The organism is Acidovorax sp. 94 (assembly GCF_003634645.1).
GTDB classification, from domain to species: domain Bacteria; phylum Pseudomonadota; class Gammaproteobacteria; order Burkholderiales; family Burkholderiaceae_C; genus Acidovorax; species Acidovorax facilis.
This window is the reverse complement of sequence record NZ_RBJA01000001.1, coordinates 48,588-64,376: the sequence shown is the minus strand read 5'-3', so window position 1 is coordinate 64,376 and position 15,789 is coordinate 48,588. Positions and strand designations below refer to the sequence as shown.

At 66.4% G+C, this 15,789-nt stretch carries 15 protein-coding genes; 8 read left to right on the top strand and 7 right to left on the bottom strand.

Going from position 1 to position 15,789, the window contains the following annotated elements; translation table 11 throughout:
• Positions 1-123 precede the first annotated feature (123 nt).
• Both C8C94_RS00290 and C8C94_RS00285 read left to right on the top strand, forming a co-directional pair.
• Entirely contained in the window at positions 124-642 is a 519-nt protein-coding gene (locus C8C94_RS00290) for a hypothetical protein (RefSeq protein WP_228899876.1), read from the top strand.
• A 55-nt stretch (positions 643-697) separates the two neighbouring features.
• Positions 698-1,435, top strand: coding sequence for a DUF4124 domain-containing protein (locus C8C94_RS00285; protein ID WP_121419285.1), 738 nt, complete (start codon positions 698-700; stop codon positions 1,433-1,435).
• A gap of 25 nt (positions 1,436-1,460) precedes the next feature.
• Here the strand turns inward: C8C94_RS00285 and C8C94_RS00280 are convergent, their stop codons facing one another.
• The gene (locus C8C94_RS00280) at positions 1,461-2,417 is read right to left on the bottom strand and encodes an NAD-dependent epimerase/dehydratase family protein (protein WP_121419284.1); all 957 of its coding nucleotides are present in this window, start codon (positions 2,415-2,417) and stop codon (positions 1,461-1,463) included.
• A gap of 71 nt (positions 2,418-2,488) precedes the next feature.
• Here C8C94_RS00280 and C8C94_RS00275 point away from each other — a divergent pair, with 71 nt between their 5' ends.
• The 4 genes from C8C94_RS00275 to C8C94_RS00260 all read left to right on the top strand — a co-directional run bounded on the left by C8C94_RS00275 (position 2,489) and on the right by C8C94_RS00260 (position 7,567).
• Positions 2,489-3,553, top strand: a complete 1,065-nt coding sequence (locus C8C94_RS00275; RefSeq protein ID WP_121419283.1) for a CDP-6-deoxy-delta-3,4-glucoseen reductase — start codon at positions 2,489-2,491, stop codon at positions 3,551-3,553.
• 11 nt (positions 3,554-3,564) lie between these two features.
• The gene (locus C8C94_RS00270) at positions 3,565-5,808 is read left to right on the top strand and encodes a PAS domain S-box protein (RefSeq protein ID WP_233573348.1); all 2,244 of its coding nucleotides are present in this window, start codon (positions 3,565-3,567) and stop codon (positions 5,806-5,808) included.
• Positions 5,805-6,497, top strand: coding sequence for a response regulator transcription factor (locus C8C94_RS00265; protein ID WP_055395089.1), 693 nt, complete (start codon positions 5,805-5,807; stop codon positions 6,495-6,497). The genes C8C94_RS00270 and C8C94_RS00265 overlap by 4 nt, the downstream gene beginning before the upstream one ends.
• Before the next feature lie 80 nt (positions 6,498-6,577).
• Entirely contained in the window at positions 6,578-7,567 is a 990-nt protein-coding gene (locus tag C8C94_RS00260; protein WP_055395087.1) for a tripartite tricarboxylate transporter substrate binding protein, read from the top strand.
• 190 nt (positions 7,568-7,757) lie between these two features.
• Here the strand turns inward: C8C94_RS00260 and C8C94_RS00255 are convergent, their stop codons facing one another.
• Complete coding sequence (locus C8C94_RS00255; RefSeq protein ID WP_121422609.1) at positions 7,758-8,726, bottom strand: helix-turn-helix domain-containing protein; 969 nt, start codon at positions 8,724-8,726, stop codon at positions 7,758-7,760.
• Between the two features lie 160 nt (positions 8,727-8,886).
• Here C8C94_RS00255 and C8C94_RS00250 point away from each other — a divergent pair, with 160 nt between their 5' ends.
• Positions 8,887-9,522 (top strand): cysteine hydrolase family protein, encoded by a 636-nt coding sequence (locus C8C94_RS00250; protein ID WP_121419281.1) that lies wholly within the window; start codon positions 8,887-8,889, stop codon positions 9,520-9,522.
• Between the two features lie 225 nt (positions 9,523-9,747).
• Here the strand turns inward: C8C94_RS00250 and C8C94_RS00245 are convergent, their stop codons facing one another.
• The 5 genes from C8C94_RS00245 to hda form a co-directional block, all read right to left on the bottom strand.
• On the bottom strand, positions 9,748-10,716 hold the full coding sequence (locus C8C94_RS00245; RefSeq protein ID WP_082437481.1) for an IS1595 family transposase: 969 nt from the start codon (positions 10,714-10,716) through the stop codon (positions 9,748-9,750).
• 156 nt (positions 10,717-10,872) lie between these two features.
• Positions 10,873-11,400 carry a 2-amino-4-hydroxy-6-hydroxymethyldihydropteridine diphosphokinase gene (gene folK, locus C8C94_RS00240; RefSeq protein ID WP_121419280.1) on the bottom strand — a complete coding sequence of 176 codons (528 nt, stop codon included), beginning with the start codon at positions 11,398-11,400 and terminating at the stop codon, positions 10,873-10,875.
• A complete protein-coding gene (pcnB, locus tag C8C94_RS00235) occupies positions 11,397-12,989 on the bottom strand; it encodes a polynucleotide adenylyltransferase PcnB (protein WP_121419279.1) in 1,593 nt (530 codons plus the stop codon). The genes folK and pcnB overlap by 4 nt, the downstream gene beginning before the upstream one ends.
• A 63-nt stretch (positions 12,990-13,052) precedes the next feature.
• On the bottom strand, positions 13,053-13,772 hold the full coding sequence (locus tag C8C94_RS00230; protein WP_121419278.1) for an HAD family phosphatase: 720 nt from the start codon (positions 13,770-13,772) through the stop codon (positions 13,053-13,055).
• 38 nt (positions 13,773-13,810) lie between these two features.
• Positions 13,811-14,509 (bottom strand): DnaA regulatory inactivator Hda, encoded by a 699-nt coding sequence (gene hda, locus C8C94_RS00225; protein WP_055395116.1) that lies wholly within the window; start codon positions 14,507-14,509, stop codon positions 13,811-13,813.
• A 184-nt stretch (positions 14,510-14,693) separates the two neighbouring features.
• On the opposite strand from hda, the gene purM reads away from it, so the two are divergent.
• Positions 14,694-15,746, top strand: a complete 1,053-nt coding sequence (purM, locus tag C8C94_RS00220) for a phosphoribosylformylglycinamidine cyclo-ligase (protein ID WP_121419277.1) — start codon at positions 14,694-14,696, stop codon at positions 15,744-15,746.
• Positions 15,747-15,789: the final 43 nt, after the last annotated feature.

Genomic DNA, 15,789 nt, shown 5'->3' with positions numbered 1-15,789 from the left:
CGCGCTACATTGAAAGCGGCTTCAACGCGCCAGCCTCCGAAATTTGTAACACTCCGCCGGGGTGCTTTTCGGGGGCTTTACGAGCAGGGTGGAACGGCCACTCCCTGCCAGGGTCTGACCACCATGACAAACACACTTGCCCGCCTTATTTCTGCCACGGTCCTGGGCGCCGCGGTGACCGGCTGCGCCACGGTGCAGGGTGACCCGTACTACGAACCCACTCCGTACCGTGTTTATGAGCAGCCGGGTTACATCTACAACAACGCCCCGCCGGTGTACCCCGCGTATTCGGCGCCCCCAGCCGTTATCTACTACGGCGGACGCGATCGGGACGATCGCTGGGAGCGAGACCGCAACCGTAACGACTGGCGAGAACGTGAACGCGAACGGGAACGTGCCGAGCGCGACCGGCAGGCCCGGGAACGCGAGCGTGATCGCCGCGAACAGCAGGCCCGCGAGCTCGACCGCCGCCAGCGCGACCGTGACCAGGCCCTGCGCGAGCAGGCTGAGCGCGACCGCCGCGCCGCAGACGATCGCCGCAACCGCCAACCCCCTCCAGGCCGTGTTGCGCCAGGCAGCTACTCGTTTGACCCCCACGATTGGCGCTCCCGCCAACAGTCCAACAGCCCCGACAAGCCCTGACAGGGGCTGACCAGGGCTCCCACCGCCACGCTTTTGCCCACCTTGGCCGCAGACCATGAGCCTCCGCAACCGCCATCTCGCCCTCTTCCTCTGTGTGTGCGCAGCCTGGCTGGGCACAGTGGCCCACGCACAAGTGGTGCGATGCACCGACACCCGCACCGGCAAGGTGACCTATACCGACGGGGCCTGTACGGGCGGAGCGGCGGCGCGCGAAGTGGAAGCGCGCAAAACGCCGGAAGAACTCCAACTGGAACGCGAACAGGCCGCTGAGGCGCTGGAGCGCAAGCAACAGCGGCTGCAGGCCGAGGCCACCGCCGCAGAGACCGAGGCCCGCCGCAACGCCGAGCGCGACCGGGCACGCGCTGCGCAGGCCGCTGCCGCAGCCCCACAACCGCAGGACTACGCCCGCTCCCCGGAATGTGCACGTTCGCGGCGCAATTTCGACATGGTGGCTGCAGGCCTGTCGCGCTCGACCTATGAGCAGGAACTGCGGCTCGAAGCGGCCCAGAGGCAGGTGGACCTGGACTGCCTGGGCCCCCAGGGCTATGCCGAGGTCGAAAAGGCACGTGCCAACCAGCCGCGTGTGGTGGTGGTCCCACCCTCCAGGCACCGCCCTCTCTACCCCGATCCGTTTCCCCAGGCAGGTAACCCACAACCCCCACCACGCCTCACCCAATGTGGCGACTTTCGCTGCACCGACAACCTGGGCAACACCTACCCCCGCACAGGTCCGGGGCGGTTTCCCGGGCCCGGTGGTGTCTGCCGCTCAAACGGCGGCCAGGCGCCCTGCTGATGCCACGGGCGCGCACCAGCAGGCCCTAACGCTGCGGCTGCCCGCTCAGCCCCTCGGCCACGCTGGGGTATCGCAGCCGCAACCCCAGTTCCCGCACCATGCGCTGGTTGTCGAGCCGGCGTGACTCGCTCATGAAGCTCAGCAGCATCAGCGACAACTGCTCCTGCGCTGCAGTGCGGGGCACACGCGGGGGGCGCGGCAGGCCGTACAGGTCGGCGGCCAGGTCAAAGTAATCGCCCATCTTCAGGTGAGTGGCGTCGCTCACGTTGTAAGTGCGCTGTGACAGCCCTTTCCACACGGCGGCCATACAGGCACGCGCAAGGTCATCGGCATGGATGTGGTTGGTAAACACATCGTCTTCGGCCACCAGCACCGGCGTGCCTCGGCGCAGACGGGCCTCGGGCGTGCCGCCTTCACGGTCAGGTGCGTAGATACCCGGAATGCGCAGCACGCTGGCCCGCACACCGGCACGGCCCAGGTGGCGTACTGCAGTTTCTGCGTTCACGCGGCGCTGCGCCCGCGGGGTGCCGGGAGCCACGGCCCGCGTCTCAGGCACCAGGGCCCCCTGGCAATCGCCGTACACCCCACTCGTCGATGCATACACCAAGGACACCGGCAGGCTTCGCAGCCGCAGCGCGCGGGCCAAGGCGATGGTGCGAGGGTCCAGCCACCAGGCATTTCCTCCGGCCCCTTCGCCCGGAGGGGGCGCCAGGTGCAACACCCGGGTGGCCAGCCCGGCAAGCCTGCGCAGCGAAGGCGCATCGTCCAAATTGCCCACGATGGGCCTGGCTCCCAGGGCGCGCAGCCCCGAGACCCGCGAGGGGCTGGACGTGAGCGCCATCACCCGCATGCGTGCGGCGCCGGGGCCTGATTGCAGATCGCGCAGGATGCGTTGACCTACATCACCGCAACCCACGATCAGGAGGCGTTCACGGCGAAAGCGCGCAGGGAGGGCGCCAAGGGGGCTTTGTATTGAAGGCAAAATTGGGTCCGTTTGCTTGGCTTTTGCTGGGCCGATAGTTTGATCGAAGACGATTCCAAGGATACCCACACATGACCAGCGCAGAGGCTGCAACCCCCGCAGCGTTCCAGATTACCGTGCAGCCCAGCGGCCGCGCTTTCAGTGCCAATGCGGGCGAGGCCATCCTGTCCGCCGCCATCCGCAGCGGCGTGGGCCTACCCTACGGCTGCAAGGACGGCGCCTGTGGTTCGTGCAAGTGCAAGAAGATCAGCGGCGCCGTGCACCACGGCGAACACCAGTCCAAGGCACTCACGGCCGATGAAGAGGCTGCAGGCCTGGTGCTGACCTGCTGCGCGCAACCGCTGACCGACGTGGTGCTCGAATCACGCCAGGTCACTGACGAAAGCGCGTATCCGATCAAGAAGATGCCGGTGCGCGTATCTACCCTGGAAAAAAAATCCCACGACGTGATGCAGGTGCGCCTGCAGCTGCCCGCCGCCGATACCTTCCGCTACCACGCGGGCCAGTACATCGAATTCATCCTGCGGGATGGCGCCCGCCGGGCCTACTCGATGGCCAACGCGCCCCACACGCAGGCTGAAGCGCCGGGCGTGGAGCTGCACATCCGCCACATGCCGGGCGGCAAGTTCACCGACCATGTGTTCGGCGCGATGAAGGAAAAGGAAATCCTGCGGGTGGAAGGCCCGTTTGGCAGTTTTTTCCTGCGCGAGGACTCCGACAAGCCCATCGTGCTGCTGGCCTCGGGCACGGGGTTTGCGCCCATCAAGGCGCTGATCGAGCACATGCAGTTCAAGGGCATCACACGCCCGACCGCGCTGTATTGGGGCGGCCGCCGGCCGGGCGACCTGTACCTGCATGACTGGGTGCTGGCGCGTGCGGCCGAAATGCCCCACCTCACCTACGTACCCGTGGTGTCCGATGCCACGCCCGAAGACGCTTGGGCGGGCCGCACCGGCTTTGTTCACCAGGCGGTGATGGACGACTTTGCCGACCTATCAGGCCACCAGGTGTATGCCTGTGGCGCACCCATCGTGGTGGACTCGGCCCGCGATGCCTACAGTGCACAGCGCGGCCTGCCCGCTGAAGAGTTCTATGCGGATTCCTTCACCTCCGAGGCAGACAAGCACGGCGTCTGACCGGGGCGCACATGCCAACCACCCCGGCTGAGCCCGCTGCACCCCGTGCGCCGCTGGCGCTGCCGCCTCCCGGCACTGCGCTCCCACCAGGGCGTATTTCGCGATGGCGCGCCGCAGTGCGCGGCACAGGCCCCATGGCGGCCGTGGTGGGGCTGGCGGTGCTCCTGGTGCTGGGCGCGGGAGAATGGGCAACCCAGAGCGAACTCGATAACCAGTGGGACAACCTGCGCCGCTCGGGTGAAGTGCAGGCCTTGGCCCTGCGCGGCGTGGCCACCCGCTACAGCTATCTGCCCTTCACGGTGGCGCAGCAGCCGCTGATTGCCGAGTTGCTGCACAACCCCGGCGCACAACCGCTGCGCAGCGCTGCCAACGCCTACCTGCAGACCATCAATGCCAATGCGGGCTCGGACACGCTGTATGTGATGAACACCGACGGGCTCACGGTGGCCTCCAGCAACTGGGACACCCCCACCAGCTTCGTGAACCAGAACTACGGCAACCGCCCGTACTTCCGCGATGCACTGCAAGGGCAGCCGGGGCGGTTCTACGGCGTGGGCAAGACCACCGGCGAGCCTGGGCTTTTTGCATCGGCACCCGTGGTGGAAAACGGCCGGGTGATCGGCGTCGTGGCCGTTAAGGTGTGGATGCAGCCCATCGTGGACACCTGGGCACAACTGCGCGACCCGGTCTTCGTGACCGATGAGCGCGGCATCCTCTTTCTCGGCTCGGTCCTCCCTTGGCTGTACCACACCACGCGCCCACTGCCCGAGCAGGACGTGCAGCAGGTGCAATTCGACGAGCAGTATGGCGCACGTTGGACACCCCAGCCCGTGCCCTGGAAAACACTCCAGCGCGACGGCCAGCCAGGCACCGAGATCCTCGTGCTCGGCACCGGCAAGCGCTATCTGGCCCTTGAAGAGCGCCTGCCCGACCTGGGCTGGACGCTGACACTCACGGCCGACAGCAAGGCCATCGCCCTGGCGCGCCAACAGGCCTGGGCACTGGCGAGCCTGGCGTCGGGCCTGCTGGTGCTCGGTGCCCTGTACTGGCAGCTGCGCGAACGGCGCCTGCAAGAGAACCGGCAGGCCCGCATCGAACTGGAACAGCGCGTCCAGGAGCGCACCCATGCACTGCAGCAGGCGCAAGCATTTCGCCAGTCGATGGAAGACTCGCTGCTGGTGGGCATGCGCGCGCGCGACCTCGAAGGCCGCATCGTCTACGTGAACGCCGCCATGTGCGACATGGTGGGCTACAGCGCAGACGAGCTGATCGGCTGCCTGCCGCCCTACCCCTACTGGCACCCGGACGACCTGGACCGGCACTGGAACGACAGCGACACCGCCCTGGCCGGCAAAGCCGCGCCCCAGGGCAACGAAAACCGGCTGCGGCACCGCAATGGCTCCGACGTGTACACCATGTTCTACACCGCACGCCTCATTGACGGCAACGGCCAGCACATCGGCTGGATGAGTTCGGTGGTGGACATCACGGCCCAAAAACGCGCCGAAGAACAGCAGCAGCAGCGGGAGGCCCAGCTGCAGCGCGTGCAGCGTGTGATCACCGTGGGCGAGATGGCCTCCACGCTGGCCCACGAGCTGAACCAGCCACTGGCCGCCTTGGTCAACTACGCAGCCGCAGCGCGCTCCCTGGCGGCGCAGGGCAAAACCGAGTTGCTGAACGACAGCCTCACCGCACTCTCCAGCCAGGCCCTGCGCGCCGCCGACATCGTCGGCCGCATCCGCCGCTGGGTGCGCCAGCACCCCGAGGCCCGCGAGCCCTGCGACCTCAATGCCGCCGTGGACCAGTCCCTGGGCCTGCTGCTGCGCGCCGAGGCGCGGCGGCACGGGGTAGCGGTGCGGCTGGACCTGGCCCACGGCCCGCTGCGCGTGAATGCCGACCGCGTGCTGCTCGAACAGGTGGTGCTGAACCTGGGCCTCAATGCCTTGCAGGCCATGCAGGCGATGCGCGCAGATGGCACGCCGACCGAGGCGCACGAACTATTGCTGCGCACCACGGCCGATACCCGGTTTGCCTGCCTCGAAGTGCTGGACCGGGGGCCTGGCCTGCCACCCGAGATCGCCGAACGCCTGTTCGAGCCCTTCTTCACCACCCGTTCCGACGGCCTGGGGCTGGGTCTGAACATCTGCCGCTCCATTGTCGAAAGCATGGGCGGCGAGCTGCTGGCGCGCAACCGCGACGGTGGCGGCGCCGTGTTTGAAATCCGGTTGCCCCGCATTTTCTTGCCCCCACCATGACCGACAGCCATCCGACCACTCCCGTCACCGTCAACACCACAGTTCCCGCGAATGTCTACGTCGTGGACGACGACGAGGGCGTGCGCAACTCCCTGGCCGCCCTGCTGCTGGCCGGTGGCCATGCGCCCCGCACGTTTGCCAGCGGCCCTGAGTTCCTGGCCCGCGCCGACCTCGCCCACCCGGGCTGCGTGCTGCTGGACCTGCGCATGGACGGCATGAGCGGCCTGCAGGTGTTCGATGCCCTGCGCGAGCGCAATGCCGTGCTCAAGACCGTGTTCCTGTCCGCCCATGGCGAGCTGGCCTCGGCCGTCACCGCCGTCAAGCAAGGGGCCGTGGACTGGCTCGAAAAACCCTGCGACGAGCAAACCCTGCTGGCCGCCGTGCTCCGGGCCGCGAACCTGTCGCTGGAAGACGCACAGCGCGCGCAGCGGCGCAACACCCTGCGGGAGCGCTGGAACACGCTGAGCCCGCGCCAGCAAGAGGTGGCGCGCCTGCTGGCCACCGGCATCAGCAGCAAGGAGGTGGCGCGCGCGCTGGCCCAGCGCGACCCGGAGCGACCCATCGACCCGCGCACGGTGGACACGCACCGCTCTGCCATCTTCCTGAAACTGGACATCCGCTCGTCGCACGAGCTGGGCATGCTGGTGGAAGATCTGGGGCTGGCAGAAAACACGTTGCGCACGCTGTGACAGCCCTCCACAGGCACCCTCCACAGCTGCCGTCCACCAGTTTTCGTAAGCAGTCTTATTATTTTTTGCACAATGGCACCATGAACCGCAGAAACCACCTCATCGCCAGTGCCGCTGTTGCAGCGGCTTTTTCATCCCCCTTCGCGGCCTCGGTCGCGCTTGCGCAGGACTCCGGCCAGCCCATCCGGCTGGTCGTGCCCTACGCACCCGGTGGGCCCATCGACGTGACGGCGCGTGCACTGGCCGAGCGCGTGCGCGACTCGCTGGGCACCGTGATCATTGAAAACAAGGGCGGTGCAGGCGGCAACATCGGTGCCGACGCCATTGCCAAGGCCGCACCCGATGGCCTGACCATCGGCATCGCTGCCACGGCCACGCACGCAGTGAACCCCTGGCTGTACGCCAAGATGCCCTACGACGCGGGCAAGGATTTCGCGGGCATCACGCAGATGGTGCGTGTTCCCAACGTGCTGGTCATCAACGCCGCCAAAGCCGAGCAGCTCAAGATCAACACCTTGGCCGACCTGATCGCCTACGCCAAGGCCAACCCCGCCAAGCTCAACTACGGCAGCGGCGGCAATGGCAGCGCGGGCCACTTGGCAGGTGAGATGTTCAAGCAGCGCGCGGGCATCTTTGCGCTGCACATCCCCTACCGCGGCGCCAACCCCGCGCAGCTGGCACTGCTGGCGGGCGAGGTGGACTTCAACATCGACAACCTGGCGGCCGCCGCACCCAACATCCGTGCCGGCAAGCTCAAGGCCCTGGCCGTGACCTCGCTGGACGCCTCGCCCTCGCTGCCGGGCGTGCCGCCCCTGTCTGCTACTTTCAAGGGCTTTTCCATCGACACTTGGTGGGGCCTGGTGGCACCTGCAGCTACGCCCAAGCCCATCATCGACAAGCTGAACAAGGCCTTTGTAGCCGCCCTCAATGCGCCAGAAACCAAGACCCGCTTTGGCGCCTTGCTGGCCGAACCCGTACCCACCACACCGCAGCAGTTCGACAGCTTCATGGCCAGCGAACGCGCCAAGTACCAGCAAGTGGTGAAGGCGTCCGGCGCGAAGGTGGATTGACCCCCTGAGCGGCTGCGCCGCTTCCCCCGAGGGAACGCACCCGCTGGACCGACGAAGCCGGATCCACGGGTGCGCTGGTGAGCGCCTCACCCGCAGTGAAGGGTGATTTCGCGCAAGTGCTGGTTTTGAAAGAAAACAGCCTCTAGCGCTTATCTATCAAGCACTATATGCTATTAAATAGATAGCGAACCTATTCAATGCGGTGAAACTGCCGCCGGTAGGCCGAGGGTGCAATGCCCACGCTGGCCGAGAAGTGCTGGCGCAACGACACCGCCGAACCAAACCCCGCTGCGATGGCCACGGCTTCGATGGACTGGTCGCTGCTCTCCAGCAAGCGCTGTGCGAGTGCGATGCGCTGGTTCTGCAACCACTGGCCCACCGTGGTGCCGGTGGACTGGCGAAAGCGCCGGGTAAAGGTGCGGGGGCTCATCACGGCGCGCTCGGCCAGAGCCTCCAGGGTGTGCGTCTCGTGCAGATGCTCGCCCATCCACTGCAGCAGCGGCGCAAGCCGGTCCCCGTGCACTGAGGGCGCCACGGGCTGCTGGATGTATTGTGCCTGCCCACCCTGGCGGTGGGGTGCCACCACCATGCGGCGTGCGGCAGAGTTGGCGGCCTCGGCGCCGTGCTGCTGGCGCAGCAGGTGCAGGCAGCAATCGATGCCCGCAGCAGTGCCAGCCGAGGTGAGCACCGGGCCGTCCTCCACGTACAACACCTCGGGCTTGAGTTGCACTTGCGGATAACGTCGCGCAAATTCTGCTGCCAGCGCCCAGTGTGTGGTGGCGGCCCGGCCATCGAGCAGCCCCGCCTCGGCCAACACGAAGGCCCCCAGGCACAAGCCCACAACGCGCGCCCCCCGGCGGTGCGCAGCCCGCAGCGAGGCCAGCAATGCAGGGGGCACCGGAGCCAGATCGTCACGCCACGACGGTACAACGATGGTCTGCGCATGTTGCAGAGCCCGGAGGCCATGGCGCACGTCGATGCTGAACCCGGCGCTCGTGCGCAACGGGCCAGCCGCCACCCCGCACACCAGCACCCGGTAGCGATGCATGCCCTGTGCCGTGCGGTCCTCGCCAAAGACCAGGCAGGGCACCGAAAGGTGAAAGGGGCTGATGCCGTCGAAGGCCACCACGGCGACCGTTCCCGGGGCGGATGAGACCACAACGCGGGTGTCAGACTGGCTCGGGTTTGTGGCGCTCACGATGGCCTGATTCTATCGAAAGGTGTCAATCCAGCCACTTTCCACAGCAGGCCAGAGCGCCAACAATCCATGCACCCTTTCGGGCAACCCGGATTTTTCCGTCATCCAAGGACCAAAGACCATGACCTCATCAACCACCGTCCCCCGCCGTGCCCTCATCGTGATCGACGTGCAAAAGGAATACTTCGCGGGTGGCAATCTGCCCATCGAATACCCACCAGTGGCGGACACGCTGCCCAATATCGCCCGAGCCATGGATGCAGCCCAGGCTGCCGGGGTGCCGGTGGTGGTGGTACAGCACACGGCGCCATCGGGGGCGCCAGTGTTCGACAAGGCCACCGAGCGCTGGCAGCTGCACCCCGAGGTGGCACGCCGCCACGCCGACCATCACATTGAAAAAGCCCTGGCAAGTGTCTTCACCAACACGGGCCTGGCCGAGTGGTTGGCCGAGCGCAGCATCGACACGCTCACCATCGTGGGCTACATGACGCACAACTGCGACGCTGCCACCATCTACGAAGCGGCGCACCGGGGCCTTGCGGTGGAGTTTTTGCATGACGCGAGCGGCGCCTTGCCGTACGCCAACGCGGCCGGCAGCGCGAGCGCCGAAGAAATTCACCGGGTGTTCAGCGTGGTGTTCCACAGCAACTTTGCTGCCGTGGTGTCCACCAGCGAATGGCTTGCGGCACTGCAGACAGGGCAGATTTTGGACAAGGACAACGTGGTGATGTCGAACCTGCGCGCCAGACAGGGGTAACCGCTGTGTCGCCTGCGGCGCCTTCGTCACAGGGGGCGCTGCCACCCTTGGTGTGGCGGCGCCAGTCCCACGGTGGCATCAGCGGGGGGGAGCGCCCGTTGCTGACGGCTGCTGTGAAACCCATGCAGCAGCCTGGGGAGAATAGCCCGCCCATCCCGCGGGCGACACGAGCAGCTGAAGCGGCACAACCAGAGCCGCCAGAAATTCAAGTGTTTTTTGGCTCTTCTAGCGAATGCTAGTGACGTCTTGATTCCCCATGGCCGCACCCAGCACCAGCGCGGGCTGTGGGCCCATCGGGCCTGATCGGTCCAACAACCTGAACCACCCCAGGTACGAATCAAGGTATTTCGTTGCAACGCCCTTGAAGTGCTGCATCCAGCCGCGCAGCCTGCTGACATAGGCATTGACGTTCTGCACATGCCAGGGGCCGCTCACCCGCTGGCCCCGGCTCACGTTCACTGCCTGGTGCTGCACACCCAAGAGCCGCGCTGCACTGGCCAGAGTGACGCTGCCATCGGTGCACAGGATGGTGTCCGGTGGCAACAAGGGCTTGAGTGCCGCTTGCACACTGACGGCCTTGTTCGTCTCCAGGATGAGGTTGACCGTTGCTCCCGCACGGTCTCGCGCCATCAGTACGGGTGTGTACTCCGAACCCTTGCAGCCAGCCAGCGCTTTACCTCCCCGGCGACGGGCCTTGCGCAGCAACCCTCTTTGACCCTTGCAGGAGACCAGGAAGTAGGACTCATCGGCCTCGGCAATGCCCACAAGCTGGCGAGCCTGCTGGTTGCTTGGGCAGGCCAGGAAGCGGTGACGCCAGCGAAAGGCGGTGCTTTGTGCCACGCCCAGGCGCTGGGCCACCTGATTGAGCGAGAGGCCTTCGCCCAAAGCTTGTGTCTGACCCATCCACTTGTCCCGCAGATGCAAACGCGCCAGCGGTGTTCCAGTCAAGGCGTTGAAGGTGCGCGCGCAATGGCGGCACTTGAAGCGTTGAAGCCCATTGGCCGAGCCGTTCTTGACAAGCAGGGAACTGTTGCAATGCGGGCAAGCCCGGGAACCGCCGCTGTGCGCTTCTACAACGGCGATGGCTTGACTGTGATCGAGCAGCACCTGCAGGGAGCTTGCCAGTTGCTGGCGCTGGTGGTGCGTCAGCTGGGGCAAGCTGTGGATCAAGCGCGTCATCTGTTGCTGTCGCATGGCCTTCTCCTGGGGCAGACGCAAAGGCGTCGTACCTTAAAGATCAGGGCCATGGGGCGCGATTAAAGAGGCATCACTAGCATTCGCTAGAAGAGCCTGTTTTTGGCCTCCAGCGCTTATGCATCAAGCGCTAGAAGCTCCTCTTTCAGGAGCACATTAAACCGATGTCAGGTCTGCCGCCCAGTGCGTCCCCTCCAGCACGCGGATGTCTTGTGCGGCCACGGCCTGCAACGCTGTGGCGTCCACCCGCTCGGGCGCAAGATCGGCCAGGGGGCGCAGCACAAACGCGCGCTCGGCCATCCGAGGGTGGGGCACGGTGAGCTCGGGGGTGTCGATGGCCTGGCCGCCAAACCACAGGATGTCCAGGTCCAGCGTGCGCGGGGCGTTGCGGTAGGGGCGCTGGCGGCCAGCGGCTTGTTCGATGGATTGCAGGGCCTGCAGCAGGGGCTGCGGGGCCAGTGCCGTGGTCAGCTCGGCCACGGCATTGAGGTAGTCGGGCCCACCGGCATCGACCGGCGCGCTGCCGTAGAGCGGCGACACGCGCGTGACCCGGGTGCCTGGCAACTGGCCGATGGCCGCCAAAGCATTGCGCAAGGCCGCCTCACGCTCGCCGAGATTGGCGCCCAGGCCCACATAGACCAGGGCGGGCCGTTCGCCCTCCTCGCCGAGGTCCGGCAGATTCACTCGCCCGCCGCCGCAGGGGCTGCGCCTTCGCCGCCTCCCGCACCACCGGGCTTGCGACGGCGGCGGCGGCGCTTCTTGGGGGCACCACCTTCGGAGGGGAACTCAGCGTCGCTGTCGACCGGTCCGGCGTCTGACCCTTGGGGCAAGCCGCGCGGATCGGCGGCGGGTGCAGCGCGGGGCACGCGCTTGACCACGGGCTGCGCTTTCTGGCGAGCTTTCTGTTCTTCTTTGGCCTGGTCCATCAGGTCATCACGGCGCTCGTCGTCGGCGGTCTGGAAGTCCTGCCACCACTCGGCCAGGGCTTCTTCCACCTCGCCCACATCGGCGCGCAAGCGCATGAAGTCGAAACCGGCGCGAAAGCGCGGCTGCATCACCATGCCAAACGGTGTGTTGCCCACGCGCTTTTCAAAACGCGGTTGCATGACCCAGATCTCGCGCATGTCGGCGGCCAGTTTGCCCCGGCCGGACACATCACCAATGCGCTTGTCGAACACCTCGTCGATGGCCTCCTGCAGCGCGGGAAGCGGGTGCTGGCGCTGGTTCAGGCGCGTCTGCCAGCCATTGCGCACGTCTTCCCACAGCACGCAGGCCAGGAGGAAGCTCGGGGCGACGGGCTTGCCTTCGTTGACGCGGCGGTCGGTGTCCACCAGGGCGGCTTTGACAAACGGCGTATCGGCGCGCTCCACGGCCACGTCCAGCAGCGGGTAGATGCCCTTGGCCATGCCCAGCTTCTTGAGCTGCTCGATGGTGGCAATCGCGTGGCCGGTCTGCAGCAGCTTGAGCATTTCGTCAAACATGCGGCTCTGGGGCACCTCGGCCAGCAGCGCCTGCGACTGCACCAGCGGCGCGGCCGACTTGGCGTCGATGCTGAAGCCCAGCGGGCTGAGCTTGGCCGCAAACCGCACGGCGCGGATGATGCGCACCGGGTCTTCGCGGTAACGCGTGGCGGGGTCGCCAATCATGCGCAGTGTCTTCTTCTTGGCGTCCTGCAGGCCCTTGTGGTAGTCGACCACGATCTGGCTCACCGGGTCGTAGTACATGGCGTTCACGGTGAAGTCGCGGCGTGTGGCGTCTTCGTCCTGCGGGCCCCAGACGTTGTCGCGCAGCACGCGTCCGCTGGCATCCACAGCGTGCTGCATGCCCGACAGCTGGGCCTTGCTGGTCTTTTCGTTGCCCGCCACCTGGCCTGCAGCGGCGTTGTCCAGGTAAGCGCGGAAGGTGGAGACCTCGATCACTTCATGCTCACGCCCCCGGCCGTGCACCACGTGCACGATGCGAAAGCGCTTGCCGATGATGAAAGCGCGGCGGAACAGCCCCTTGACCTGCTCGGGCGTGGCGTTGGTGGCCACGTCGAAGTCCTTGGGGCGCAGGCCCAGCAGCAGGTCGCGCACGGCGCCGCCGACGATGTAGGCCTCAAAACCTGCTTGCTTGAGCGTGGCAACCACCTCGGCAGCACGGCGGTCCACCAGTTCGGGGTTGATGCCGTGCACCGAGGCGGGCACCTCCTCGCGCTTGCCGAAGTGGGGCTTGCCGCCCGAGGTGCCGGGCGTCGATTTGCCCATCAGTTTGTCTAGGAACTTCTTGATCATGGAGTGAAAGGTTTCAGGGGGTCGGGCACGAAACGGCGGCTGGTGGGGGCTGCAAGGCGCTCATCATTCAGCTGGTGGTACAGGCGTTTCGGCATCGGCCGCAAACAGGTCCAGTATGCGCCAGCCGCGCTCCTGGGCCAGGGCGCGCAGGCGCGGGTCGGGGTTGGTGGCCACCGGGTGGTTCACCTTCTCCAGCAGGGGCACGTCGTTCATCGAGTCGCTGTAGAACGTGCTTTCGACATCTCCCCAGGCCAGTTGCCGCTCGGCCAGCCATTGTTCCATGCGGCGCACCTTGCCTTCGCGCATGGTGGGAATGCCGTCGATCTCGCCGGTGTACCAGCCGCTGGCGTCGCGCACCAGTTGCACGGCCAGAAGTTGCGACACGCCCAGCGCCTGCGCGATGGGCGTGGTCACAAATTCGTTCGTGGCAGTGACGATCAGCACCTCGTCGCCTGCAGCCTGGTGCTGGCGGATGAGGTGGAGCGCCATTGGTTTGATGGCCGGGGTGATGACCTCGCGCATGAACTGCTGGTGCGCGGCCGCCGCCGCCTCGGGCCCGCGCAGGCGCACCGCCTCGGTCGCAAAACGCACGTAGTCGTGCACATCGAGCGTGCCAGCCTGGTAGTGGGCGTAGAACTCGTCGTTGCGGCGCGCGAACTCCACGGGGTCGTTCCAGCCGATGCGGATGGTGAATTCGCCCCACTCGTAGTCGGAGTCGAGCGGCAGCAGCGTGTGGTCCAGGTCAAACAGCGCAAGCCGCAGGCGGCGGGGTTCAGAAGTCATTCAGGTTCACACGTAAAAAAAGACGTGGGGGCACGGCGTTATTCCGATTCCAACATTGTCTTGAGCAAGGGAATCGTGATGGCGCGCTGGGTGCGCAAGGCAAAGGCATCCAGCTGGTCCAAGAGCTGCATGAGGCTGCCCAGGTCGCGCGAGAAGCGGTTGAGCATGTAGTCCATGACTTCATCGCCCAGGAACACGCCGCGTGCGTCGGCCTCCTGGCGCAGCACGGCGCGGCGCTCGGCCTCGCCCAGCAGCTGCAGCTGGAACACATGGCCCCAGCCCAGGCGGCTGCGCAGGTCGTCGCGCAAGGGCAGGTCTGCCGGGGGCAGGTTGCCAGCAGCCAGCACCCAGCGCTGGCTGCCGCTGGCGGGGCTGATGGCGTTGACGAACCAATTGAACGCGGTGGCCTGCTGGGCAGTGCTGTACAGGTGCACGTCGTCCATGAGCACGGCTGCCCAGTTTTCGTCGAAATCAGGGGGTTCGGCGACGGCCGGGTCGAGCCAGCCTACGCTGGAGCCCTGCTCGCGCAGGGCCTGGCGCACGGCCTGGAGCAAATGGGTCTTGCCACTGCCGGGCTCGCCCCACAGGTAGGTGGGCACGGGGGAGCGGGTGGCTTCGCTGCTGCCTTCGCCAGCGGCCAGGCGCAGATGTTGCAGGGCGGCTTCATTGGGGCCTGCATAAAACCGGGCCAGCGTGGGCCCTGTGGCCAGGCCGATGTCCAGTGCCAGTTGCTTCATCATGGCTGCCGCCCACAGGCACGCAGGCAGAGGGTTGGGGCATGAAACAGCATGGGCTTGAAGGACAAAACAGGGCGGTGTGAAGGGGTGAGCGGGTGGCACTGGGTGCGCAACCCGTAAAATCTGGGCAAATTTTAGTCTGCTGCGCACGCTGTTCCGTGCCGTCCCTGCCTTGAGCACCCCTATGAGCACCTCTGCCACCTCCCCCACCCCCCTGTCCTACAAAGACGCTGGCGTTGACATCGACGCGGGCGACGCCCTGGTCGAACGCATCAAACCCCTGGCCAAGAAGACCATGCGCGAAGGTGTGCTGGCGGGTATTGGCGGTTTTGGCGCGCTGTTCGAAGTGCCCAAGCGCTACAAGGAGCCGGTGCTGGTCTCCGGCACCGACGGCGTGGGCACCAAGCTCAAGCTGGCGTTTGAATGGAACATGCACGACACCGTGGGCATCGACCTGGTGGCCATGAGCGTGAACGACGTGCTGGTGCAAGGCGCCGAGCCCCTGTTCTTCCTGGACTACTTCGCCTGCGGCAAGCTGGATGTGGACACGGCTGCGGCCGTGGTGGGCGGCATCGCCAAGGGTTGCGAACTGAGCGGCTGCGCGCTGATCGGCGGCGAAACGGCCGAAATGCCCGGCATGTACCCTGCCGGTGAATACGATCTGGCCGGCTTTGCCGTGGGTGCGGTCGAAAAGTCCAAGATCCTGACCGGCAAGGACGTCAAGCCCGGGGACGTGGTGCTGGGTCTGGCCAGCCATGGTGTGCATTCCAACGGTTTCAGCCTGGTGCGCAAGTGCATCGACCGCGCCGAAGCCGCTGGCACCCTGCCCGCCACGCTGGACGGCAAGCCCTTCAAGCAGGCCATCATGGAACCCACCCGCCTGTACGTGAAGAACGTGCTGGCCGCGCTGGCGGTCCATCCGATCAAGGCCCTGGCCCACATCACCGGTGGCGGCCTGCTGGAGAACATCCCCCGCGTGCTGCCCGAAGGCTCGGCCGCCCATCTGACCAAGGGCAGCTGGCCCCAGACCGAGCTGTTTGCCTGGCTGCAAAAGACCGCCGGCATCGACGACATCGAGATGAACCGCACCTTCAACAACGGCATTGGCATGGTAGTGGTGGTGGATGCAGCCAACGCGGAGGCCACCGCCGCCACGCTGCGCGCTGCAGGTGAGCAGGTGTACACGATTGGCACGATCGCTGCGCGCGGCGAAGGCGCCGCCGTGGTGGTGGCCTGATCGCCCCCGCCCGCATTCATTCAACCCCACCGCACACGACCAG